Source organism: Paenibacillus sp. ALJ109b, assembly GCF_010747435.1.
Taxonomy (GTDB): domain Bacteria; phylum Bacillota; class Bacilli; order Paenibacillales; family Paenibacillaceae; genus Paenibacillus; species Paenibacillus taichungensis.
Genome location: NZ_JAAIFP010000019.1, coordinates 107,871 through 131,425 on the forward strand (window position 1 = coordinate 107,871; position 23,555 = coordinate 131,425).

The 23,555-nt window shown below is 47.3% G+C and carries 22 protein-coding genes; 4 read left to right on the plus strand and 18 right to left on the minus strand.

Features of this window, described 5'->3' with window-relative positions; all coding sequences use genetic code 11:
* Nucleotides 1-131: 131 nt before the first annotated feature.
* The 5 genes from G3352_RS19495 to G3352_RS19515 all read right to left on the minus strand — a co-directional run bounded on the left by G3352_RS19495 (nucleotide 132) and on the right by G3352_RS19515 (nucleotide 6,366).
* Entirely contained in the window at nucleotides 132-2,138 is a 2,007-nt protein-coding gene (locus tag G3352_RS19495; RefSeq protein ID WP_163758980.1) for an alpha/beta fold hydrolase, read from the minus strand.
* 63 nt (nucleotides 2,139-2,201) lie between these two features.
* Nucleotides 2,202-2,822, minus strand: a complete 621-nt coding sequence (locus tag G3352_RS19500) for a TetR/AcrR family transcriptional regulator (RefSeq protein WP_163758981.1) — start codon at nucleotides 2,820-2,822, stop codon at nucleotides 2,202-2,204.
* Between the two features lie 407 nt (nucleotides 2,823-3,229).
* A complete protein-coding gene (locus G3352_RS19505; protein ID WP_163758983.1) occupies nucleotides 3,230-4,528 on the minus strand; it encodes an ABC transporter substrate-binding protein in 1,299 nt (432 codons plus the stop codon).
* Between the two features lie 119 nt (nucleotides 4,529-4,647).
* Nucleotides 4,648-5,484, minus strand: coding sequence for a carbohydrate ABC transporter permease (locus tag G3352_RS19510; protein ID WP_053779743.1), 837 nt, complete (start codon nucleotides 5,482-5,484; stop codon nucleotides 4,648-4,650).
* A complete protein-coding gene (locus tag G3352_RS19515; RefSeq protein ID WP_163758985.1) occupies nucleotides 5,485-6,366 on the minus strand; it encodes a carbohydrate ABC transporter permease in 882 nt (293 codons plus the stop codon).
* 143 nt (nucleotides 6,367-6,509) lie between these two features.
* On the opposite strand from G3352_RS19515, the gene G3352_RS19520 reads away from it, so the two are divergent.
* Both G3352_RS19520 and G3352_RS19525 read left to right on the plus strand, forming a co-directional pair.
* Nucleotides 6,510-8,336: a cache domain-containing sensor histidine kinase gene (locus G3352_RS19520; RefSeq protein WP_163758987.1), complete on the plus strand. Its 1,827-nt coding sequence runs from the start codon at nucleotides 6,510-6,512 to the stop codon at nucleotides 8,334-8,336.
* A gap of 5 nt (nucleotides 8,337-8,341) precedes the next feature.
* Nucleotides 8,342-9,973, plus strand: a complete 1,632-nt coding sequence (locus G3352_RS19525) for a response regulator (RefSeq protein ID WP_163758989.1) — start codon at nucleotides 8,342-8,344, stop codon at nucleotides 9,971-9,973.
* Between the two features lie 165 nt (nucleotides 9,974-10,138).
* Here G3352_RS19525 and G3352_RS19530 read toward each other — a convergent pair whose 3' ends face one another.
* Nucleotides 10,139-11,086 carry an arsenic resistance protein gene (locus tag G3352_RS19530; RefSeq protein ID WP_205524954.1) on the minus strand — a complete coding sequence of 316 codons (948 nt, stop codon included), beginning with the start codon at nucleotides 11,084-11,086 and terminating at the stop codon, nucleotides 10,139-10,141.
* Between the two features lie 233 nt (nucleotides 11,087-11,319).
* Here G3352_RS19530 and G3352_RS19535 point away from each other — a divergent pair, with 233 nt between their 5' ends.
* The gene (locus G3352_RS19535; RefSeq protein WP_163758993.1) at nucleotides 11,320-12,078 is read left to right on the plus strand and encodes a tryptophan-rich sensory protein; all 759 of its coding nucleotides are present in this window, start codon (nucleotides 11,320-11,322) and stop codon (nucleotides 12,076-12,078) included.
* Between the two features lie 100 nt (nucleotides 12,079-12,178).
* On the opposite strand, the gene G3352_RS19540 is transcribed toward G3352_RS19535, so the two are convergent.
* From G3352_RS19540 to G3352_RS19555, 4 genes are all read right to left on the minus strand, one after another.
* Entirely contained in the window at nucleotides 12,179-12,553 is a 375-nt protein-coding gene (locus G3352_RS19540) for a RidA family protein (RefSeq protein WP_163758995.1), read from the minus strand.
* A gap of 146 nt (nucleotides 12,554-12,699) precedes the next feature.
* The gene (locus G3352_RS19545; RefSeq protein WP_240343148.1) at nucleotides 12,700-13,380 is read right to left on the minus strand and encodes an oxidoreductase; all 681 of its coding nucleotides are present in this window, start codon (nucleotides 13,378-13,380) and stop codon (nucleotides 12,700-12,702) included.
* Nucleotides 13,381-13,400: 20 nt separating this feature from the next.
* Entirely contained in the window at nucleotides 13,401-14,558 is a 1,158-nt protein-coding gene (locus tag G3352_RS19550) for an MFS transporter (protein ID WP_205524955.1), read from the minus strand.
* 208 nt (nucleotides 14,559-14,766) lie between these two features.
* The gene (locus G3352_RS19555) at nucleotides 14,767-16,182 is read right to left on the minus strand and encodes a sensor histidine kinase (protein ID WP_076290586.1); all 1,416 of its coding nucleotides are present in this window, start codon (nucleotides 16,180-16,182) and stop codon (nucleotides 14,767-14,769) included.
* Nucleotides 16,183-16,414: 232 nt separating this feature from the next.
* On the opposite strand from G3352_RS19555, the gene G3352_RS19560 reads away from it, so the two are divergent.
* Nucleotides 16,415-17,068, plus strand: coding sequence for a phosphatase PAP2 family protein (locus tag G3352_RS19560; RefSeq protein ID WP_163759000.1), 654 nt, complete (start codon nucleotides 16,415-16,417; stop codon nucleotides 17,066-17,068).
* Here the strand turns inward: G3352_RS19560 and G3352_RS19565 are convergent.
* From G3352_RS19565 to G3352_RS19590, 8 genes are all read right to left on the minus strand, one after another.
* Nucleotides 17,061-18,584: an HD domain-containing phosphohydrolase gene (locus G3352_RS19565; RefSeq protein WP_163759002.1), complete on the minus strand. Its 1,524-nt coding sequence runs from the start codon at nucleotides 18,582-18,584 to the stop codon at nucleotides 17,061-17,063. The two genes, G3352_RS19560 and G3352_RS19565, sit on opposite strands and share 8 nt — an antisense overlap.
* Nucleotides 18,585-18,826: 242 nt before the next feature.
* The gene (locus G3352_RS19570; RefSeq protein WP_163759172.1) at nucleotides 18,827-19,807 is read right to left on the minus strand and encodes an anti-sigma factor domain-containing protein; all 981 of its coding nucleotides are present in this window, start codon (nucleotides 19,805-19,807) and stop codon (nucleotides 18,827-18,829) included.
* Entirely contained in the window at nucleotides 19,804-20,400 is a 597-nt protein-coding gene (locus G3352_RS19575; RefSeq protein ID WP_163759004.1) for an RNA polymerase sigma factor, read from the minus strand. The genes G3352_RS19570 and G3352_RS19575 overlap by 4 nt, the downstream gene beginning before the upstream one ends.
* A gap of 576 nt (nucleotides 20,401-20,976) precedes the next feature.
* Nucleotides 20,977-21,288 carry a hypothetical protein gene (locus tag G3352_RS19580; protein WP_163758823.1) on the minus strand — a complete coding sequence of 104 codons (312 nt, stop codon included), beginning with the start codon at nucleotides 21,286-21,288 and terminating at the stop codon, nucleotides 20,977-20,979.
* 166 nt (nucleotides 21,289-21,454) lie between these two features.
* Nucleotides 21,455-21,562 carry a sporulation protein YjcZ gene (locus G3352_RS30930; protein ID WP_197521564.1) on the minus strand — a complete coding sequence of 36 codons (108 nt, stop codon included), beginning with the start codon at nucleotides 21,560-21,562 and terminating at the stop codon, nucleotides 21,455-21,457.
* A 42-nt stretch (nucleotides 21,563-21,604) separates the two neighbouring features.
* On the minus strand, nucleotides 21,605-21,709 hold the full coding sequence (locus G3352_RS31230; protein WP_017690880.1) for a hypothetical protein: 105 nt from the start codon (nucleotides 21,707-21,709) through the stop codon (nucleotides 21,605-21,607).
* 102 nt (nucleotides 21,710-21,811) lie between these two features.
* On the minus strand, nucleotides 21,812-23,044 hold the full coding sequence (locus G3352_RS19585; RefSeq protein WP_163759006.1) for a sialidase family protein: 1,233 nt from the start codon (nucleotides 23,042-23,044) through the stop codon (nucleotides 21,812-21,814).
* A 24-nt stretch (nucleotides 23,045-23,068) separates the two neighbouring features.
* Nucleotides 23,069-23,362 carry a hypothetical protein gene (locus G3352_RS19590; RefSeq protein ID WP_205524948.1) on the minus strand — a complete coding sequence of 98 codons (294 nt, stop codon included), beginning with the start codon at nucleotides 23,360-23,362 and terminating at the stop codon, nucleotides 23,069-23,071.
* Nucleotides 23,363-23,555: the final 193 nt, after the last annotated feature.

The following is a 23,555-nucleotide window of genomic DNA, read 5'->3' on the forward strand; positions in this document are numbered from 1 at the left end:
AGTATAAATGGGAGTGAAAATAACGCTTTCACCCCGTTTATCTAACTGTATGTGTAATATAATTTAACATTTTATTATCGAGTACACTGAATATTGTATATTCTATGGAACGCATACTTCGTTTTTTTCACTTACCTTCTCTTCATTTGCCATTCCACAAGCAGCGAAGCTGTTTCTTCTGCATGAAACAGTGGGAATTGGTGCCCATAGGGAAGTTCAGCACGTTGAATGGATGAATGGATATTTTCGGGGCGCGAGTATCCCTTATCCCTTGTCCCCCAAACCATGAGCGTGCGCTGCGCATCTGCACTTGTCTGTGACACTTTATCATTTGAATGAGACTGTATCCAGTGGAGCAAATCAGCATTCGCTCCTGCAATGCGGGGAGACTTCAAACCAGAAGAAGCTCTCCTCGCATAGCCCTCCAGCAGGGTTTGATCGATCTCCGAGGCTTCTGCTCTTTTTAACTGTCCAGCCACTTGCTGTGGAGTCATCCGAGATAACAGTCCTTGCAGTATTCTTCTCGGGAGCCTCGATATCAAGCGTTGCATTCCGTCCTTTGAAGCTCCCCATACGGGTTGCAGCATGGCAAGCTCGATATTTTCACGCCCACTCTCCTGCATCACCGTTGCGGCTATTGCTGCCCCAACAGAATGTCCTACCAGTTTGACCGGACCTTGTATCTCAACCAGCACACTTTGCACCGCTTCGACCTGCCCTTTGAAGGCCGTCCCTCTTACCTTGTTCCGATTAATCGGAGAACGCCCAAATCCGGCTAGATCCACAAGCCATATCGGGTTTCCCGTCATACTCCATAACGCATCTCCCAGCGGGATCATATCGTCAGCACTACTCATCAAACCATGAACTATCACCCAGGGCTCCCCTTGACCCTCATGGACCAGCACCGCAAGACTTCCCTTACGTGTCCGAGTCCAGCTCTTAGGCAGATCTTCCTGTGAAGGATAGCTGAAACGATAATCCAAATCGGCTGTTACGTACGGCACTAGCTCTCTAACTTCAGGCAACTTTTGCCCCATTCGCTGAAACAACCGCTCCGTTTGCCGAACTTCAAACTCCTGTTTGGTAATAAACGCGATTGATTCAGGCGGTATCCCGCTGATCTTTGTGCCACCAGCCTTCATCACTGCATGAATCATGGGCAGGGGCACTGACCATCGAGGTGCAGATACATCCAACTCAGCCGCCAGTAAACGAATCAGTTCCTTCATATCCGGACTGTCCGCTTTTCTGGACAACAAGGGATAAGTGCCGCCAGACGGATTGCTGTCCTGAGTCAGAAAAACAAGGGTTTGTGCAACCATATCATTGGATACAAGGGGTAGCCAGTGCTGTAGACCACCAGGAATCACCGGCATTCTACGCCTTCTCATCGCCTGTATCATCATGCCAATTCCGCCCGTTTGTTCGGTTGCCCCTGTAGGATATGGACCCACGATTGTACTCGGGTTTACAACAGATAAGACATATGAATGCTGCTCAGCATGTTGTCGAATATAACGGTCCGCTTCGAATTTCATATGTTCATAAGCACTTTCCGAATGGAAAGTTTTGCTAATCAATGACATCTGCCCGCTTGACTTATCCCCAACATCTTCATTGGGTGATGATATAGGCGGAGAATCCTTCCTCCCATACGGACTCATAAAACCAACCACGTGGATAAAATGCCTCAATCCATGTGTGCGCTGGATTTCTTCAGCGAGTTCAGCAATCCCTCTTGCTCCATTCATAAAAATCTGTTCTGCCACCTTCGGTTGTAATGTGACATCCATCGTCCCACCTGCATGAATTATGATATTGGCCTGAAGAGCACGTTCACGATCAGCTTTGGTTAGACCGAGGCCAGGAGCTGACAGATCCCCCTGAATACAGGTTATTCGGCTGAAATCCGTTACTCCGTATGCATTCAGAACCATCCTCGCTTTGGATTCAGAACGTACAAGCAGTAATAACTGCGCTTCACTGTTCCCAAGTTGTTTTACTGCCTCTTTGCCTATAAATCCGGTACTGCCCGTCATCAAAATAGTGCTTGATTCATTCGCCATGTTGTTCTTAGCTGGATTGGGGTCAGTCTCACGTTCTGCGTTTAATGATGATGAATTATGTATACTCATTTCTAATCTCTCTCCCTTTTTAGTACTATTTAGTACTAATTTTGATCAAAAAAAGAGCTTCGTTTACCGAAGCATCTGACAAAAGGTACGTACCGATTGTTCAATAATCCCTATATCACGTGCAGTCTCAGCGAGTACAAGTGAACCCTCGAATGCAGCGATAAATAATGCAGCCGCGGGTCCCGGCTCAATCCCTTTACGAAATTCGCCACGATCCACCCCTTGCTGCAACAGCTTTTCCATCATCGGCTGCAGCTCACGAAAGAAACGGGCTATGCTTTCTTTCACTTCGGGTGCGCTGGCTGGTGTCTGCATATACAATGTAATAAACGGACAACTTCCTTTATAATCGCGCCCTTCCATACCTGCAGACAGTAACGCCATGAACGAATATATCCGTTCTGTGACCTCTCGTTCACGCTGACTGAGCAGCAAGTAGAGCTCCGATTCATACTGGGCAATCCAGTACTGCACCACGGCTTGGAGCAATTCCTCCTTGTTTTTGAAATGGTAATAGATATTGGATTTGGATACCCCGCTTGCCCGCACGACCTCATCCATGCTGACATAGCTGTATCCCTGACGCAAAAATAACTGAGCAGCCACTTCGACTGCCTTGGTCCGATTGACCGGATTGGAACTTTTGGATTTCACAGAATCCGAGATCGATTTTTGATTTGTCATAAATAGAACTATACAGTACTAATTAAACAAACACAAGTTATGTTGTTAACAAAAGATGATCTTTGCCCCAATTTTCTCGTACTTGTCCACATTTAGAACATTGTACACACAGGATATCCACATATAGTATTAACTCTGTGTTAAATATATCATTGGGCCTCTAAATATGATGGGGTTATCCACATTCCAGGAGTAGTATCTCATGTTATTCTTTCAATCTGCGATAATGGAGTCCCAAAACTAAAAAATAGGCCAACCAGAATACAATTCTGATTGACCTATTTGAGTTGACTACTCATCCAAATCATGTGCGAATAGCTCTATTAGCCTGTGGATACTAGTATGTGGATAACCATTCAAGGATGAGACAGCACTATTTTACTTATACGGATAGCTAATCCCAGTGATTATTTTTTCAGACTATCCCAGTTTTGCTGCAATGCGTCAAGCAGGGCTTTTTTGTCCGATTTGCCTGCTACATATGCCTGAATCGTGCTGCCGAATTCCTGTGGGACACCCTCAGGGAAACGGTTGAAGTTCCAGCTTAATGTTTTGTTTTCTTGGCTGTACTTTATGATATCAGTTGCGAGGTCACCCAGATCCTCTTCGGATGCCTGAATGGAACTAAACGCCGGGATAAACTTGAATTCTTTGGTCATATACTGTTTTCCGGTATCGGATGTCACGAGCCATTCCAGAAACTCTTTCGCTTCCGGTTTCACTTGCGAATTCTTGTTCACAACCCAGTAGTTCGGTACGCCAACAAACAATTTGTCGTTCGGTTCATTCGTAATTGGCATCGGCAGAATGCCGAGATTCAGATTAGGATCGATGCCATCAATTTGTACTTGCGTCCAGTTCCCTTGCTGCATCATCGCTGCTTCCCCACTTGCAAACAGGGTTACCTGTGTGTTGTAGTCGGTTGTGAGCGGATTTTTGTTGCTGTATTTCAGCGTCAAGTCGAGCAAGTTCATCCAGTCCGTGAACACCTGATTGCCAGGGATTTTCTCCGTACCTTCGTTAAGGCCTTGAATAAATTTCACCGGATCAGCCTGATTCGCAAATGCCACGTTTACGTTATGATTGCCGAGTACCCACCATTCCTGATATCCATTGGAGAACGGGGTAATGCCTGCGGCTTGAAGTTTCTGTGCAGCCTGATCCAACTGTTCCAGTGTCGTTGGAATTTCAGTGATACCTGCTTTTTGGAAGAGATCTTTGTTATAAATGAAACCATAGCCTTCCAGTGCCAGCGGCTGTCCATACAATTTGCCGTCTTTGGTCATCGGTTCTTTGGCAACATCAAGCACATCTTTTACCCATGCTTCACCTGACAGATCTTCCAGGTATTCGAGCCATGTGTCCAGTTCACGATAACCACCAACGTTGAAAATGTCCGGTTGTTCGCCAGCAGCGAACTTGGCTTTCAATGCAGCGCCGTAGTCACTACCGCCACCAACGGTCTGAATGTCCAACTTGATGCCTGGATGGGTAGACTCATATTCCGCTTTGAGACGGTTAAGCGCTTCCGCAATTTCGACTTTGAATTGAAAGATTTTAATGGTTTTGTCTCCTGCAGCAGCCTCTCCGCCACCTTGGTTGTCTGTGTTGACAGGACTTCCACTCTTATCTCCGTTGCCACAACCCGCAAGCATTACAGAAAAAGCAATCAGCATAAGCAACGTCAACTTGGTCATTCTTTTCATACATACACTCTCCCTATAGTAGTTTCAGTATAACAGCTTCGTTGCATTTTTTATTCAGGCCACCAAGGAGCAGCAGCGACCGAAAGCGCACATGATCCCGGAGCGGTCCGCCCTCGCACTTACCCTTTAACGGATCCAGCGGTAATCCCCTGAATGATGTATTTCTGCATCAGCAGGAAGAAGATGATAATTGGCATGATGCCAAGCACCAGTGCAGGCAGGGCAAGATCCCATTGCTTCGTATATTGTCCGAAGAGCGCAAAGGTCGCAATCGGAATTGTACGCAAATTGGAGCTTTGCAGAATCAGGGATGGCAGCAGATAGTCATTCCAGATCCAGAGTGTATTCAGGATGATGACGGTAACATACATCGGCTTCATGAGCGGGAATACAATCCGGAAGAACACTCCGTAAGCGGAGCTTCCATCCACCCGAGCTGCCTCTTCAATTTCGAGCGGAACCGATTTGACGAATCCGTGGAACAGGAAGATGGACATCGGTGCGCCAAAACCAAGATAACAGATGATGAGTCCAAAGAGACTGTCGATCAGTCCAAGATTACTGGTTACGGTAACGAGTGGAATCATGATAGACTGAAACGGAATCACCATGGCGGCAATGAACATGCCGAACAAAATCCGGTTGAAGCGCGTATCGCTGCGTACCATTCGGTAGGCGGCCATGGAGCTGATCAACACGAGCAGCAGATTGCTGACTACGGTGACGATGAGCGAGTTCATCAGCGCTGACGGGAACTTAATTTTCTCCCAGGCGTTCGCATAGTTGCCCCATTGGAACACCTCTGGCCATGCGGCCGAATTGGTAAGCAGGTCACCGAATGTTTTGACCGAATTGACAAACAGGAAGTAAAACGGAACCAGGAACAATAATCCAATGAGCACCATAACGATCTCGGTTACAATGGTACTGAAACGATAATTTTTTGACGTTTCCATCTATGCCTCCACCTCCTTGCTCTTCGTCACACGCACCTGAATCATGGTGATAATGGCAACGATTACGAAGAACACAAGTGCTTTGGCAGTACCGATGCCGTACCGATTATTCACAAAAGCCTCATTGTAAATATTCAGTGCTACCGATTCTGTTGATCCAAACGGTCCGCCTTTGGTCAGCGACAGATTAAGATCGAACATTTTGAATGACCAGGAGATGGCAAGGAACAGACAGATTGTGACTCCCGGCATAATGAGCGGGAAAATAATGCTGCGCAGTACCTGCCAGCGGCTGGCACCATCAATTTCGGCAGCTTCCAGCAGATCGGGTGATACGTTGGTCAAGGACGAGATGTAGATAACCATCAGATATCCTGCGGTCTGCCAAACAAATACAATGACGATACCCCAGAAGGCGGTCGGCTCGTCTCCCAACCATGGGAGGTTGAAGAAGGACCATCCAGTTACGTCGCCCACTGCTGAAAACCCTTTCACAAATATGAACTGCCAGATAAAGCCGAGCAACAATCCACCGATCACGTTAGGCATAAAAAAGATCGTGCGCAGAAAGTTTCTCGTCTTGAGCGGCTTGGTCAGGAAATACGCCAGGAAAAAACCGATAACATTGGTCAAAATTACACCAACCACGGTGAAGCGCACCGTAAACCAAAACGCAGATAGAAACTTGGGATCATTCGCAAAAATTTGCTTGAAATTCTCGAATCCTACCCAATGAATGTTCGCCGACACCCCGTTCCAGTCGGTAAAGGAATATACCATGCCAAGCAGGAAAGGGACCACGATAATGAGAATAAAAAAGACGATGGAGGGACCCACGAACACAAGCTGCTGTAACAGCTGTGAAGATTTGCGATGCTTCATATCGTTCTCCCCTTCTATAGATGGATGAAATTGGTCTCTTGTTCTATTAAACCCCATTCTCGCACAGGGAAACACCGACCCTGGTGAACAGTTGGGTGTAAAATATTGTCCTTTCTTAACCTGCAACCAGAAGGGGTGTCACGATGTCAAAATACTACAGCATTCGCACCAAGCTAATCGCTTTTATGCTCATTGCCACAACGATCCCGCTGCTGGCATCCATCAGCATGACGTTTATCCAGACCAAGACGGCCCTGCGCGAGCAGGCCGTCGCAGAGAACAAACGCCTGATCTTTCAGGCGTCCACCAATCTCAACAATTACGTGGATAACGTAGCAAGGGCTTCGCTTGCTGTGTACAATGATCCGAATTTCCTGCGAAATCTGGCGAAAATCCCCGGCGACTATCGTGCAGTTGCAGAGGTATACACCACCTTGCAGACGATACGTTCGGCTGTACCCGATGTATTCCAGCTGTATCTGCACTCTTTTGCCGCCAATCAATCGACATTAATTGCGAATCCTTTCCCGAAGCGGGAAGAACGCAAACAGGCCTACTCCGACTCGCTTCATGGAAAATCGGACGAAAAAAGCCCGGATATCTGGGTCGAATCGGCGCACCTTAGTCATTCCTACGGCTTCAAGGCAGCGTCAGCGGATGATCCTCCAAGAACAGTGATTACCCTTCACCGTATAATCAAGGATGTACCTTCGACAGAACGATTGGGTGCGCTCGCCATTGATTTGAATATGGATACCATTGCCGAAATTTGCAGCAGACTGTATGATCCAGCAAAGGAACAGATCTATGTTATCGACAATCAGAACCAGATCATTTTCGAAGGAAAGTCGGAAGTCAGCGGAACGGATGCATTAAGGCAGGAAGCAGCGACTGAACTGAATTCAGCACGTTCCGGTGCAGGGACAGTACAGACCGCTTCAGGGCATTTTGAACAAGATCATTCAATGTATGTGTATCAACAGTTAGGAAGCCAATTTGCAGACTGGACCATTGTAAAACAGATTCCAAATGAAACGTTGTACGCGAGTGCCACCACTTTAACGTGGAATAATGCCATGATCGCTATTGCTGCACTGTTATTAGTCATTGTGGCAACCCTGTTCATCTCGATCCGGATCACCGGACCGCTCAAGCAATTAATGCGTTATATGAATCAGATTCAGGCAGGACGCCTGCATGTGGATATCCGTTTAACGAGTCGGGACGAGATCGGTGTACTGGCCCGTCATTTCCGGGATATGATGGATACGGTGAATAACTTGATTTTGCGGGAATATCGCCTTGAAATTGCGAATAAAACCAATCAGCTCAAAGCGCTGCAAGCCCAGATTCATCCCCATTTTCTGTATAATACGTTGCAATCTATCGGTACACTAGCGCTTCAACAGCAAGGACAACGGGTGTATGTGCTGCTCTCTTCCCTATCCAAAATGCTGCGCTACAGCATGCGTGACCAGACCCGGGTCACTTTGAACGAAGAAGCCGAGCATGCACGGCTCTATCTGGAATTACAAAAAGAGCGGTTCGGTGACCGCCTGGAGGTTGAACTGGATTTTGCCGAAGATACCCTGCGCGCCGAAATGCCGAGGATGACCTTGCAGCCTTTAATTGAGAATTACTTCAAGCATGGAGCGGATGTTCAGCCTGGCAAAGGTAGGATACGCATATCCAGTCAGCGAACGCCTGACGATTGGATTCAGATTCAGCTAGAAAATAACGGACCGTGCATTCCGGAAGACAAGTTGTCCGAAATTCAGCGTTGGTTGCGTCCGACATCTATATCTTCCGATTCTTCACAGGAACCGGACGAAACCGAGTCAATTGGACTGCGTAATGTGATGCGCAGACTCCAACTGAACTCCCCTCCGGGATACAATGCCACGCTTACGATTGGCAATATGGAACCGAATGGCGTGCAGATCATAGTCAAAATATACGCGGGAGAGTGAACAACATGAAAGCCTTGATTGTCGATGATGAAAAACACGTCCGCGATGCAATTAAGCTGCTTGGTCAATGGGAAGCCGCAGGAATTGATACCTTGTATGAAGCGGCAGATGGTCACGAAGCGGTCGCTGCCATTACGGCTCATCAACCGCAAATTGTACTCAGCGATATGCGAATGCCTGGCAAAGATGGTATGGCTCTGCTTGAATGGATATCTGTTCATGCCCCGCACAGCAAGGTACTGGTCATCAGTGGATATGATGATTTTGAACTGGTCAGACATGCGATTCGATATGGAGGTACGGACTACCTGCTCAAACCAGTCGAAGCAGACGAACTAAATTCATCCTTATTTAGAGCAGTCGACGCCTGGAAAGAAGACGATGCTGTTCGTGTGCAGTCCACAAGACAATCCATGGTGGTCAATCAGATGCGTCCGCATTATCATGACAGGCTGCTCACAGAGCTTGTCGTGGGACGTGGAAGCAACAATACCCAATTCCAACGGCTGCGGGACGAATTAAATCTGCCCATGCAGATCGACAGTTGCAGTGTGGCAGTCACCAGCCTTTCCCATCTCGATGCTGAATGCTTGGCAAAATATCGTAGTCAGCCTGACTTGCTCGTATTCTCTGTGTTGAATATCTGTGCTGAGATGTTATCCCCACCTGCCGAAGGTGTCGTATTCCGCCAGCTTGATCAGCCAGATGAAGTCGTTCTCCTGTATTGGGGCCAGTGCTCGACACTTCAAACCATTCTCGAAAAAGTGAACGATGGTTTGGAGCAGACCATCCAACGCCGTCTTCATTTTGGTATATCCAGCTGTGAGTTTTATCCTACCGGAACCTCGGGAGCCTATCAGGAAGCTAGTATTCGGTTGTGGCGACGCAATGCCTTGCAAACGAAACAGTGCATTCACGATGCAATGGAGTCCTCCAACGGAAACAAAGGGCTGCGGTTATCTACCTTTGAGGAGTCCTTACGACTGGCATCTATGAGTGGGCGCGCTTCCAGCGTGTCCAATGCGGTTGCAGAATGGATTGATCCCATCACCCGGCTCGATGTCATAACAGCGGAGCAGATACAGCAATGGATGGATGAAATGGAATGGATGATTGGCCGTTGGCTCGACGATGCCGCAGGCGCCCCACCGAAGGATGAAGATGAAGCGATAGATGAACAATCCATTCCATTCGCCGAGTTGCCTTTGGACCGTGACGGACTATTATCGCTGCCCTTGCTCCGCTCCCTGCTGGAACAGCGGTTGCTCGCAGCCGGAAAGGCCCTCACTGCACATCATCATGCAACACCGGACCCAATGAGTGAGATTGCACGTTATATGGATGCTCATTATCAGGAGGACCTGTCTCTGCAGCAGATTGCTGCACGGTTCTACCTGAGTCGCGAGTATATATCTCGCAAATTCAAACACCAGTTTGGATTGAACTGGTCGGAGTATTTGGGCAAACTGCGGATCAATAACGCCAAGCTGCTGTTACAGAACCCTTCCCTACGAATTACAAAAATCTCGGAAATGGTCGGCTATCAGGATGAGAAGTATTTCAGTAAAGTGTTCAAAAAAATGGAGGGCATCACACCAGGGGAATACCGTAAAACGTTATCTGACGGAAATGCTTAATTGAGCCGCCGGAACTGTGGAAATTCGTCTAATAGAACGTGCTCGATTCGTTAAACGATAAAAGGGGCATCCTGTCATGTTCATGACTCTGGGAACAGCCCCTTTCCTTTTTACATATATGGATGCATCTTAATGGATACACCCTGATCTTCTTTTCTAAAGGAATCAGTGATCCCGCAGTATGACGGAAGGAACAATACGAATATAGATTAACTCTCCCGCCAGCTCAACGATCGTCTGGGTTACAATCACTGCGGCAGCAATTGTGGCCCACTCTTGTGGCAATGCAAGTGCCAATGGTAGAACAACAAGCGAATTTCGGGTTCCTGCACTGAAAATAACGGCCCTGCCTGCGCCTGTGTCCAATCGGAATAGAGCCACTATGATTCGTGAGATGAGGGGCATAGCAATCAGAAAAATAATATAGATGGGCAGAACATCCACAATTACAGCAAAATCATTGTAGACCTTCCCGATTTGCGACGCGACAACCACTATCAAGGCCAAAGCCATCATGGGTACAGGCAGCCAGGCGGTTGCGTTCATCACCCGTTCTCCTCCGGCCTTGCCTTTGGTCACAACTTGCGTAAAAATAGCCAACAGCAACGGAATAACGATCAGGAACAGAAAAGCCTCCACGAAAGGTCCCACTTGCATGACCTGTGCCGCTTCCTTCCCTATGAACAGCCACAAATATACTGGCAATAAAACCATTTGTATAACAAACAGAATTGGCGTTGCAGCCAGCATCAGTTTCTCATTGCCCCGACCCAACTGTGTAAAAACAATGACGTAATCAATGCAGGGCGTCAGCAGTACCAGATAAACGCCAATGAGCACGGCAGGAGGTTGTGGAAACGCCAGTGTTAACAACCACACGACCACAGGCACTACGATAAAATTAGCCACTAGCAAAGCTCCAATAAATCGCAGGTTGGATAAGGATTCTTTGAGCTGTAAAAAAGGAATCTGTGCAAACATGCTATATAGCAAAATCGCAAGCACAGGTGAAACCGTATAATGCAGCGCTGAGCCCCATTCAGGGATGCCCAGCCCAATCGCTGCTCCTACGAATAGGGCAACGACATAAAACCACGTTTGTTGCTTCTCCATCGTTTCTCTCGTAAACAACCTTCTTCCTCCTTCAAAGTGAACATATTTCTGCTTCAACCAGCGTACATTGAGACGTAGCACAGCGAATAAGAGCATGGAAAAGCGCAGGGTATCCAGACAACAATCCTGTGAATTTTTTGCGGCTTCTTAATTAGAATGCGAAAGAACTGGGTATATTCATTGTAGACTGACCCGTGGTTCATTCATTTTTGTAAAACCAAGGAGGAAACACAATGTCACGTAACAATCCGTACAAGTGGTTAAACGCGCTTGGATTCATCGCTGTTATCGTAGTAAACTACCTTTCCAACGCGCTGCCTATTGGAGGCAGAACCAACAAGGAAGTATCGGATATGTACCCTGTATTGCTCACCCCTTCAGGCTATGCTTTCTCCATATGGGGACTGATCTATCTGCTGCTCGCTGGCTTTGTCATCTATCAGTTCGTTCCCTCTTCTTGGAAAAGGGACTCCATTACCCGCCTCGGTTACTGGTTTCTAGCAAGCTGTGCCTTTAATGTAGCGTGGATCTTTGCTTTTCAAAATCTCAAAATCGGTCTCGCCTTAGTCGTCATCGTTCTGCTTCTCTTGTCCCTGGTCATGTTATATGTAAAAACGCGTGCAATCACCCTTCCCACAACTGCCGAAATCTGGCTCGTGAAGCTGCCGTTCAGCATATATCTTGGATGGGTTAGCGTAGCAACCATAATCAATGCAGCTGTTTTATTATATAAAATCGGCTGGGATGGCTTTGGACTCAGTGAACCTACCTGGACCATCATCATGTTAATTGTAGGCCTGGTGCTGGCTGTACTGGTGAGCTTTCCTTACCGGGATAGTGTATACCCACTTGTCTTTACATGGGCATACATTGCCATCGCACTCAAACAAAAAGACGTTACCTCCGTATATTATACGGCAATAATCATTGCGATCGTGCTAGCCATTTATGCGGTATGGCTGTTCTTCGCCCGTAATCAGGATCGGGATTAACTCGGCACTTTTCATATAAATTCAAAAAGCCGATTTCGGTCATCTGACCAGAAATCGGCTTTTTATGTAACTTTCCTTGCTTGGCAAATATCAGTCTCCCCTATTTGAGGGCAATGACCTCGATCTCCACAAGTGCATCCTTCGGCAGACGAGCGACTTCAACCGCGCTACGTGCTGGATAAGGCTGTTCGAAGAACGTGCTATACACTTCATTCACCGGAACAAAATCATTCATGTCTTTCAGGAAAACAGTCGTTTTCACGATTTTATCCATACTCGTGCCTGCTGCTTCAAGAATGGCCTTTACATTGCTCAGGGACAAACGAGTCTGCTCCTGTACATCGGCTCCGAACTCTCCTGTTTGCGGGTTTAGGCCAAGCTGACCGGAAGTATAGATGAAATCGCCTGCTTCAACAGCTTGACTGTATGGACCAATGGCGTCTGGCGCCTGATCGGTAGAGATTGGTTTTTTCATGATGAGTTCTCCTTCATGTTCGCTGTCCTGCCGCCGCGAGGAGACAAGCCTCGAACTCATTTTGAAGCTTATTATACCACGATCCCGCCCAGGCAAGAAACGTCTAACCTTAGCTTTCATTACGGTATGGGCAAACCATGGATATCTCAGGACTCATCCAATCCCAAGACATGAATAACGTCATTGGAATACACGTGATTTCCATTGGTTTGAACAAGTGCAATGTTCATCATGGCCCGAGCAATGGTTGAAGCCTGGATTGCCCGGTATTTATCCACTCTGCCTTTCATCCAGCGATCCAGAAACGTCATGGCATGAGCTGCCAATTGCTCACCCAACCGTTTTTCTTTGCGATCTCCAAGGATTAACGACGGACGGAATATATGCAGTGAACGGAAACCGATAGCCGATAATGCTTCTTCCATCTCTCCCTTGGTCCGACTATAAAATACACGTGACCCGGCATCGGCTCCCATGGAAGAAATGACGAGCATCTGGGATACACCATGCTCTTTGGCAAGATTGGCGGCTTTTACGGGGTAGTGAAAATCCACTTGGCGGAAATTTTCCTGACTGCCGGCTTTTTTAATCGTTGTACCCAAGCAACAGTATAAGTCATCAACATCGCGAAATAGATCTTTTTGCTCTTCAAGTTGTTCCCAGTCCACGACATGCTGCTCCAGCTTTGCATGTTCCAATTCGAGCGGTCGTCTAACCAATACACGAATCCGGCCATAAGCCGGATTCTGAAGCAAGCTCCTTACTAGCAGTCCACCAACAAGCCCAGTAGCTCCAATCACAAGGGCTTGCCGTTCGTGATTCTCCAAGTACATCCCTCCACATATCTCTATTTCAGAAGTACACGACGTCCAAGGGTAAATGTAAGAACCAGCATCGCTGCACCAACACCCACTTGGAAGCCATAGGCGGAAACCCAATTCATCGCTTCCGGCCAGGTTTCCATTCTCTCATACAACCAGCCACCGATCAGCGGCCCTAGAAACGAGGTCACCCCGGTCATAGCCGAATACACGGCGACAAACATCGGTCTTTCGCTTTTTGGTGTATCTCCGATGGTGAAGTTGAAAGCAAGCTGGTTGAATCCACCCACACCAATACCGAGAAAAATATGGGATAAAAAAAGCGCTATCAAAACAGGCATAAACGACATCAATCCCCATGACAGACAGGAGAGTGCGATGATCGGTAATGTCCAAAATAATAAGGTTTTGTTGCTGAATCTCGCGTTCAGATTGCCCCAGATATAGAATCCGGCCATCATAACAAGCGTCTGCACCACGGTAATTATGGATACTGTCTGATAATTAATGTTAAGCAGGTCAAGCATCACGTAGGAAAATAGCGGAACGATCAACGTCTGGATCAGTAACCAGGCCGCGAGGAACAGTGCGGCTCTCAGAAAGGAAGGATCCTGAAACGGCTTCTTGAACATTCCCCAAAAAACCTTTTCAGTTGAACGTTCAAACGGCACATCCGGATAAAAGCAATAAATAACCGTATTGGCTATGGCACAGATCCATACAGGTATGAACAGGATTAAGAAACCCATCTCCCCCGGAAAACGGTCCAAAACGATGCCTCCCGCAAATAAGCATACGCTTCCAAGTGCGTTCAGAATCGTATTTCGAATCCCGAAATATCGCCCTCTCACCTTGGCAGGAACGATATCTCCAATCAACGAGGTCCAGATCATACCACCAATGGTATTGGCTATGAATGCAACCGTATACACACCAATATAAATGCCTACCCACCACTCCTTGGGAAACAGGAACGGTATCAGTCCCGTCGAACTCCACAGGATGCGATGTATCCCCACAAACAATACAAGCATGCGTTTGCGGCTGCGAATGCGCTGCATCCAGTAAGCCGCTCCAATCTGGGCGATATTGACAAACGTCGTAATGGCGAGCACAAAGCCAATATGTCTTGACCCGGCCCCAAGGTACAGCAGAAATCCGGTTAAAAATGGGCCTCCCAGCAACGTCTGCAAAATAATTGCCGGTACACCCTCCCATGTTGCAATGGATAAATTCGTGCGTTGTGTCGAACCCTTGCGCCGTGGTTTGCCTGCAAACGGAGGAGGGTTAACGTTGACCGTCTTCTGTATGGGGATACACTCCTTAGACCGGGTTTCAAGTGCCGGTCGATGCTAGTTGTCACCCCAAATTCTACTCACAGCGTGATGGTTGTCAACTCATTTTTTCACGGTTCAACGGGAGATAGAGATAGAAGGTACTTCCCTTGCCCTCAGCACTTTCAAGTTCAATCGATCCGTCTAGCAATCTGGCCAAATCCCGACTGATAGACAGGCCGAGTCCTGTTCCTCCAAATTTGCGGCTAATAGAACCGTCAGCCTGTTGAAATGCTTCAAAAATGGATTGATGTTTGTCTTCAGCAATGCCAATTCCCGTATCTTGCACCGAGAAAACAATCCATTGGCTCAGAATGCCTGACTTCTTCATTTGTTTGGTGCTCACGGTCAGTGTGACCTTCCCCTGATGCGTAAACTTGATGGCATTGGACATGAGATTACGCAAAATCTGTTGGACTCGTTGGGGATCAGACCATAGGGTCTCTGGCAGCCCTGGCTTCTTGTCCAGCTTCAGCTCTACTCCCTTTTTCTCGGCAACCAGCTGGAAATGAGCCATGGCATCTTCCGTAAGTTGTGCAACACTGATGTCCTCCAAGACGATATCCAGTCTGCCCGCTTCCACTTTGGACAGATCGAGAATGTCATTGATTAACGTTAGCAACTCCTGACCAGAATGCTCAATCATTGTGGCAAAATGTACGATATCCTCCTGTTCCATCGTATCTCCGTTCTCGCTGATCATCTGGGCAAAGTTAATGACACTGTTCAGGGGTGTTCGCAGTTCATGCGACATATTCGCCAGAAATTCCGATTTGTACTGTGAAGCAATCATCAGCTGCTTGGCACGATCCTCCAGCACAATCTGAGCCTTCTGCAATTCTTCTTTTTGCACAGACAATAAACGATTGGTACTCTGGATGAGCAAAATCCGATTTTGTTCATTCTGGAAGTCACGTAAAATAAATGCAAAAATAAGACTAAGCAAAATACCAACAGGAAGGGTATACGGCATAATATGAGAGAAAAAATATGTAGCCGGGATAACGCCGACGATAGCTATGTTCACACTATTAACCACATTTACAATCAATATGACGATGACACCTTTAATAATTAACCTATAGTCACTGCGTCTCATCCATATATTCAACCCTGCACACACCACGCCCAAAATCGACATATTAATCAGTGCAGCCACCGTAGCATCATTGATACCGAAAGTTAACCGGGTCAGCCCAATCCCAACACCCACGATAATAACGCTATAGGGTTGTCTATACGTCAAAACGGCAACAATTAAAGGAACAAAACGAAGATCAAAGACAACTTCATCATTAAGCTGAAATCCAAATACCGTGCTGATCCAGCCTGCAAAAATAAGTACAAACAACGAACATATCTGTTTTACTCGTGATGAAGCTCGTATTACGATGTATTTATAGAACACACTAGCAAGGTAAGCGATGGTTATGAGCATTCCCATATTTAATACGAACATTTTTGAAAATTGCATTCACTCACTCCTGTTGTCGTGTATTCATTGACAGAAAACCTATAGTCCGTATACATCTCTATCATATCATGCCCATTCAACCTTCGACATTCCTTCGTCGTCAAAAAAATGCACAAAAATACACAAATCAGGATTCAATTTGTGCGCTGAACGTAGTAGAATATATTGTTGTTCGATTTTATTTGCTGTGATCCAGTTCCTTGCGAACCTGGATGAAAGGAGAAACGGTGTTGTGCACGTGTTAAAAAGCAAATCCTACTGGCTGTCGTTAAGCTTGATGCTTTCCTTGGCTGTCATGGGGATGTTCTATGATATTCTGAATAGTCCGGAGCGCGGATTCTCTGTTCTTAATTCCCCATTGGACCGGATCATCCCTTATGTACCATCTATGTCCATACCCTATCTGGGTTGGTATCCGTTTGTCTTCGGTGTGTTGGCTTATTTATGTGCCAAAGATCGGCTCACTTATTATCGCGTCCTGTTATCCATGAACATCTGTGTCTGGATCTGTTACCTGATCTATTTTAATTTTCAGACCATGGTGCCACGTCCCGAGTTAACAGGTACAGGTCTCGGTGCATCTCTTCTTGGATGGCTCTACGGCCAGGACCGTCCATATAATTGTTTTCCAAGTATTCATGCCCTTCATTCTTATCTGGTTATGCGTGCGGTTCTCTCCGTTCAGAGCATTTGCAAACATGTTAAGGTGTTAGTTGCTGCCGGCGCAGCACTGATTATACTGTCCACCTTAATGATAAAACAACATGTAATCTATGACGCCCTGGGTGCGGTCGTACTCGGCGAATGCGTTTTCACGATTATCACTGGGCTCTCGCTTCACCGTCGTCGCAGAAAAGAATCGAAGTGGACAGAGGGGATCAGCTGACCCCTCGCTCCGACGTTTTCTGGAGATGCTGTTGCCGTCTCCACTCATCAATAAACAAACTTGCAAAATAGGGATCCCACTGGGTCCCTTTTCCTTCTTCCAAAATAGATAGCGCTTTCTCATGACTCATCCCATTCCGATATGGACGATCAGACGTCATGGCATCAAAGGCATCAGCCACGGCAATGATACGTCCAAACAGCGGAATCTCTTGGCCTGCTATGCCATCAGGATATCCTTTGCCATCATATCTTTCATGATGAGACCTTACACCCGGCAGGAAGTCTGCCATCGCATCAATCGGTTCAATCTGTAACAAAATACTCTCCCCAAGAACGGGATGTGTGCGAATGATGGCGAATTCCTCATCGGTGAGTTTCCCATCTTTCAACAACACCTCATCGGGTATGCCGATTTTTCCAATATCATGCAGCAGTGCTGATTTATATAACAGATCGGCTTGTTCTTCATTCATGCCACTCAGCTTGCCAATCATAATGGAATACTCCGCCACTCGCATGGAATGACCGGCCGTATATTTGTCCCGTGCGTCCAATGCGGCCGCCAGGGTGGAAAAATAACTTTGCAGCAACTGCCGATTACGTTCCTGCCTCATCTCAAGCCGATTAATCATCATATTGAATCCAGAGATGAGCGCAGAAAATTCATCCGCGTACAAATCAGGCGTTCTTCTGCCCAGGTCTCCCTCTTGAATTCGGTTCATCTCCTCAGTCAGCTCCGCAACCGGTCCGCGAACATCCCGAATCAGCAGCCAGCTTCCCACAAGAGCGAAGCCCCCGCCTAACACAACGATAAGAACTGCCCACAGAATATACTCTTTCGCAAACTCGCTATCCATATACTGAAGACGGATCGATGTAGCCAGGAAGAACAGAAATAATGGAAATAAACCGATCAGCGCTGTACTCAGCTGAAATTTACGCTGAATGGACACCAGAACACGTCCTCCAAGTGATGGCTCCATGCCATGCTGTTCTTTGCCTCTGCGGCGAACTTCCAGCAGCAACGGTCGAACGGTCCGAACGGTCAAAAAATATTCAATCAGGGCATGCATCACAGCGATCAATAAGGCACATGCAGCTGCAACTGCGACGTATCCATATGGGAATTCCAGCCACCCTGTAGAAATCATCCATATCGTCAATCCGGCAGCAGGCAAGGAAAATCCAAGCATATGTGGACCGAGAATGCGATAGATCGTTTTCCCTGGAAATCGGTGAATGCTTTCATATATCTTTGTCAATTCTGCCTTCTCATGATGCTCGGCGGCAAAAAACTGCCGGATGGGGCCAAGTTGAGCCCATAGAGTCATCAGTTCAGCAACAAGCATAAACGATAGTGAAATTAACACAATGATAATAAGTCGTACAAATTGAATGTTTGGTATTTGTAAGGTAGACACCATAACGACTGTACCTACCACAAAAACAGCTCCCAATGAACCGATAAGATAATTTCGCATCAGACGAAAGATAAATGAACGGTATACTTCCACCCTAACCCCTCACTCTCTAGCTGTAAACCAGTTCTCCCCATTGATGATGACAGAGGGAGATTAAGGGTACAGCCTCCTATTGTTATCGGTTACTCGGACTGAAAAAATTAATTCATTTCACGGATGGGAAACCTCCATCCTGGAATGAACTATGAATCGCTCATTTAACTTATATGTACGCGTACAACCATACAAAAAAGACTGCTCCCCGTAGGAAACAGCCTGATATGGCAAGACATTTCTTATCCTTTAATCTTGGCAGCCAGAATCATTGTACCACGCGGCTCATCACCCATCGCATCCGGTTCAAGTGTGATCGCGACCGTATCGTAGTCGTTGGCAGAGTCTAACGTATAGTATACCGCTCCCGTTCCATTATGACTTAGGAAGGTCCCCGCATTCTGAGGTGTATCGCCCTTGATCAGCCAAACCTGGAACGCCTCATTCCCTTCCAGAGTAGGCAAGTTCTCCGCCTGTACGACCAGGTGAGTGCCCTTGCTGTCAATAACGATGGTAGCCAGACCTTGGGCAACAATGTCCTGTGTCGCAGGACTGAGCTTGACGGCTTCGCCTGTCTGCATTCCCTGTGCAGGCTGCAGGGATGAAGCAAGCTGCTCTTGCAGCTGAGCATTCTGTGCCTGCGCCTGAGCAAGCTGCTCTTGCACCGTCGATGAGCCCGCAGCTTGCTGCTTCAGCGAATCGACCTGGCCTTGCAGCTGCCCGGCGTAGATGCCGAGCACGAGCGCCGCTGCCGCGAGGGCTGCGCTCGCTATGCGCCAGGCGCGGCTGCTGCGCGCACGCGCGCGCCCTTGAGGCTGCCACGGCTGTGCCTGTGCAGCCTCTTCTGCCCGGGCTGCAGGCACCGCCGTCTCCGGCGGCAAGCCTTGCCCGGGCTGCGCCGCTCCATGCTGCGGCGCAAGGTCACCCTGAAGCACCACGGGTGCTTCAGGGTGCGCAGGAGCAGCCGCCGGCTTCGTTCCGGCGCTCTCCTGCGCGTGTCCGAGCACGTTGCTCAGCACACGTGCTCGCATGCCAGGCGGCGGTGCAACAGGTTCCGCCGCGAGTGGCAGGAAGCCTGTTACTTCCTGCAATTCCCTCACCTCCTGGCGACAAGACTCGCAATTGGCCAAATGCGCTTCAAATGCTGCCACTTCCTCCGCTTCGAGTCCTCCCAGCACATACACCGGTGCCAGATCAGACCATTCCTCATGTCTTTCTATCATGGATGTATGCCCTCCCTTCCCGCGTCCGGATGCATTTCAGCATCGGCGAGCAGCTTCTGAAGCTGTCGCATCGCAAGCCTGACACGGCTCTTTACCGTACCCAGCGGAATCCCGAATCTGCTGGATACCTCCTGTTGCGTTAAGCCTGCATAATAGATCGATTCAATGACCTGTTGCTGGTCACCATTCAACTGGGACAAGGCCTCTTTAATTCGGACACCTTCCCATTTACGCTCTATTTCTTCTTCTGTATTTGTATGTTCATCGGCATATGCCGCCAGTGTTTCGTTTTCCACTGAGGTCGTAGCTGCGCTTTTGGATTTTCGCCTCAGCATGTCCACTGCAATGTTGCGCGTAATGGCGAACATCCACGTGGTCAGCTTCCCCTGTGAGGCCTCATATCGTTCAGCATTGTTCCAGACCCGCAGGAATAATTCCTGGACAGTCTCTTCTGCTGTCATTGGATCACCAACGATCCGATAAGCAAAAGAATACACCGCCCGCTCGTAGCGGTCATATAAAAGCTCCAGTGCGGAAGCATCTCGCTCTGCAATCTGCCGCATTAACCTGCTGTCCTCTATTGGTTCAGTCATGCGAGGGCCCCTTTCCGTGTCATCCCTCTTATTATAACCTACGCAGAATCATTTGAAGAGGATTACCTTATTGAAGAAAAAATCTGAAATGTTTTCGCAATTGTTTTCAAAAAAAGCTTCAACCTTCCTTTTTATTGCAAAAAATTACAGCCTGTGGTATACTCTAAGAGTTGGTATTTAAACAACCTCATATGATTTTCTGTCTTCTTTAAACCCCGGAATATTTTCTTCATGCTGCGACCGCAGCGAACATGCACATTAACCTATGAAGATTGAAGAACCTGAATCACAATAACCCGGTAGTACAGAGTTTCACAAGATGTTCCCATTCACACTGGCGCGGTCATCGGAGCCGCAAGGACAAAAGAGAGGTAGGGCTTTTGTTGTTTTGGATATCACTTATTCTTGAGAAGATTGAAAACATACACAAAGCACCCGGAATTGGGTTCCGGGTGTTTTTCCATGTCCACTTTTAATAAACAAATGGACAGACAGCTAAAAGGCGCCGATACAATCTCGGCGCCTTTCATCGGAGTTGTATGAATCAACTCCTTTATACAGTTGCTGTTGCACGATTTAGATAAACATCGTTTTGGAGATAATAACCAGCAGGATGAACAGTACGAGAATCGTACCCATGGATCCCCAGCTGCTTCCCCCACCGTGTCCATAAGATGTTCCACAACCTTGATGATAACCATGCAGCATTGGAGCATGATTGGCATGATGTGCGTATCCGTAGCCATACCCCGTTGGCATTGTACAACCATATCCGTACCCATGCATTTCATGACCTGTGTATTGGTATCCTTGCATATGCTCATACCCTCCCATATGTCCGTATACGTGTCCCTGTCCGTTCGGTGAATTCGGTTTTACTTCGCTCATTGTTCATTCCTCCTTAACATTTGCCTACACCCCTAAGCTATGTATTTTGCCTACCTCTGGACCGGGCTATGGCCCTACTTTGACAAAATAGGCGTTTTCACTATTCATATGGGCTTGTCCCCAACCTAAAAAAAACCCCACCGGTTAACCGGCGGAGTCCAACATATTATACCCAGAAAGATTTAGTGATGATAACGAGAAGAATGAACAGAACCAAGATGGCACCAGTTGATGTCCAGCCGCCGTATCCTGCGCCTCCAAGTACTTCGCTCATGGAGATTCCTCCTTTGCCAATGGTTTAGGTGTTAAGGGTCTATTAGATGAGGAACGCTTTGGAAATGATAACCAACAAAATGAAGAGAACCAAAATGGCACCAGTCGATGTCCATGCGCCGCCGTATCCACCTACAACTCCACTCATGCAAAACCCTCCTTTTATTTGAGGTACAGTTCACTATATGCAAAAGTCACTCGGGAGACCGGGCTCACGTTAAAAATGGGCCAGGTTACAATTGAGGTATGGCTATGAACCGAAATACACATCCAGTTTCCCTGTTGGCTGTGTTGTCGCCATCCAAACGGCGGCCAGGTTATCAGGCGACTGTGTATAGGCTGTAATGTAGTCACCAATGAGCACTGTTGGTACGGGGGAGTTCCCATTCGGATTGAAGGATGTCGTTGTGAGTCTCCTGTTCGTAAATGTCGATCCCCCATTAGAGGACTCAGCTACATATACATCTAACAAAAATCCATTTATCTGGTTGGAATAATAGATGACTCGGATTACTCCCGTAAATGGTGATACGGAAATCGAAGGAAAGAAATTCTGTGATCCTACAGGTGCTCCCGTTATACTTACGGGTTCGCTCCAAAGCAAACCATCTGGCGATTGACACATGAGTACATCCGTATATCCATTTCGGGCGTCATTCCAGACTGCATAGACTGTCCCACTATAGATACTGTTGGAAATATCTGCACCCAGACTCAGATTCGTTTGAACACGGAACGCATAATTGGGTACAGGCAAGGGAGAAGGTGCAGGTACCACCGAAGAAATTAGGGTCGACTGATTATTTACTGGAGGCTGAAATGTCGCACCTCCGTCGTAAGATATCCTTAACAAGGCATAAGGGCTGTCCGGACCTGTGGTAATATACCCGGCATAGACCTCACCCGTAAATCCAATAGCGATTGCCGCACGATCATGAAACCCTCTAGGACTGGAAATGCGGCTTGGCGTTTGCCAGGTCGCAGCCTGATCCAGAGACCTTTGCAAAAAGATCGATGATGCCGCTGTTGCCAGTGGTGTGTATCCAACATAAGCATTGCCGCGATAAGGGCTACCGGGTGTTCGATCACACGCTATATACGGTTCATCATTGTGAACGATGAGACCATATCCTCTGTTTACAAACACCGGGGGAGCCCATGTGAGACCGTCATCCATTGAAGTATAGCTAATAATGGTCCCGTCATTATCCCCATTAAAAACATGAACCGTTACAATAAACGTACTGGGGAATGTGTAATCAATCGTGGGGGCTTCAGCTCCAGCGTAACCCGCAGGTTGTGACAAGGTAGTCGTTGACCAGGTTTGCCCCCCGTCTATGGAGCGATATAATCCAGTAAGTGTTGGCCCAGTACTTGTATCTACTGCCACAACACACATTATATTGGGTAACAATTCATTTACTGCAATCGACGGTTCAAACTGGTTCCCACCTAATGCTCCTGTAATATTTACAACCGGCATCTCATTCACCTCCGTTATATTTGATTATGGAATATTTGTGAATCGGTCTACCCATACCATCTCCGATTGCAACACACGCTGCAGGATATTTCCGGAGGAGTCCAAACTGAATACTTGAATAACCGTGCTTGTTGCACTGAAATAATCGCTCTGAACCTCAAAATAATCTGCTGTGTTTAGCGTATATAACAACGTTCTAGATGCCTGGGGAGTCAATTGGAACAGATCATGACCAATGGGGATTCGGGTTGTCTGGGAAGTATCCCAGCGAAAGACCTGAAGCTCGATATTGGCTGGAATATTGAGAGAATCATTCAAACAGGTGACAATTAATTGAGTAGCTCGATCACTCCCATTGGGAGAGTTAAAGAGGAGACCTGTAGTGTAAGGCATTGTAATCCCTCCATTCCTCTATACATCTGCCGACAAAGGTTGTCAGTTTAATGTAAAATATGTAACCCCCAGATAAATGCCACGGCAAAATTCACGTATGTCCTACAAAAATCCGCCC

Bases quoted from the DNA above. Each gene is read 5' to 3' on its own strand.
- G3352_RS19520 (WP_163758987.1), top strand. From the start codon at position 6,510: ATGTCAAAATACTACAGCATTCGCACCAAGCTAATCGCTTTTATGCTC.
- G3352_RS19515 (WP_163758985.1), bottom strand. From the start codon at position 6,366: ATGAAGCATCGCAAATCTTCACAGCTGTTACAGCAGCTTGTGTTCGTG.
- G3352_RS19540 (WP_163758995.1), bottom strand. From the start codon at position 12,553: ATGAAAAAACCAATCTCTACCGATCAGGCGCCAGACGCCATTGGTCCA.
- G3352_RS19495 (WP_163758980.1), bottom strand. From the start codon at position 2,138: ATGAGTATACATAATTCATCATCATTAAACGCAGAACGTGAGACTGAC.
- G3352_RS19570 (WP_163759172.1), bottom strand. From the start codon at position 19,807: ATGATAGAAAGACATGAGGAATGGTCTGATCTGGCACCGGTGTATGTG.
- G3352_RS19585 (WP_163759006.1), bottom strand. From the start codon at position 23,044: ATGCCGGTTGTAAATATTACAGGAGCATTAGGTGGGAACCAGTTTGAA.
- G3352_RS19500 (WP_163758981.1), bottom strand. From the start codon at position 2,822: ATGACAAATCAAAAATCGATCTCGGATTCTGTGAAATCCAAAAGTTCC.
- G3352_RS19525 (WP_163758989.1), top strand. From the start codon at position 8,342: ATGAAAGCCTTGATTGTCGATGATGAAAAACACGTCCGCGATGCAATT.
- G3352_RS19555 (WP_076290586.1), bottom strand. From the start codon at position 16,182: ATGCAATTTTCAAAAATGTTCGTATTAAATATGGGAATGCTCATAACC.
- G3352_RS19530 (WP_205524954.1), bottom strand. From the start codon at position 11,086: ATGGAGAAGCAACAAACGTGGTTTTATGTCGTTGCCCTATTCGTAGGA.
- G3352_RS30930 (WP_197521564.1), bottom strand. From the start codon at position 21,562: ATGAGCGAAGTACTTGGAGGCGCAGGATACGGCGGCTGGACATCAACT.
- G3352_RS19510 (WP_053779743.1), bottom strand. From the start codon at position 5,484: ATGGAAACGTCAAAAAATTATCGTTTCAGTACCATTGTAACCGAGATC.
- G3352_RS31230 (WP_017690880.1), bottom strand. From the start codon at position 21,709: ATGAGTGGAGTTGTAGGTGGATACGGCGGCGCATGGACATCGACTGGT.
- G3352_RS19580 (WP_163758823.1), bottom strand. From the start codon at position 21,288: ATGAGCGAAGTAAAACCGAATTCACCGAACGGACAGGGACACGTATAC.
- G3352_RS19505 (WP_163758983.1), bottom strand. From the start codon at position 4,528: ATGAAAAGAATGACCAAGTTGACGTTGCTTATGCTGATTGCTTTTTCT.
- G3352_RS19575 (WP_163759004.1), bottom strand. From the start codon at position 20,400: ATGACTGAACCAATAGAGGACAGCAGGTTAATGCGGCAGATTGCAGAG.
- G3352_RS19535 (WP_163758993.1), top strand. From the start codon at position 11,320: ATGTCACGTAACAATCCGTACAAGTGGTTAAACGCGCTTGGATTCATC.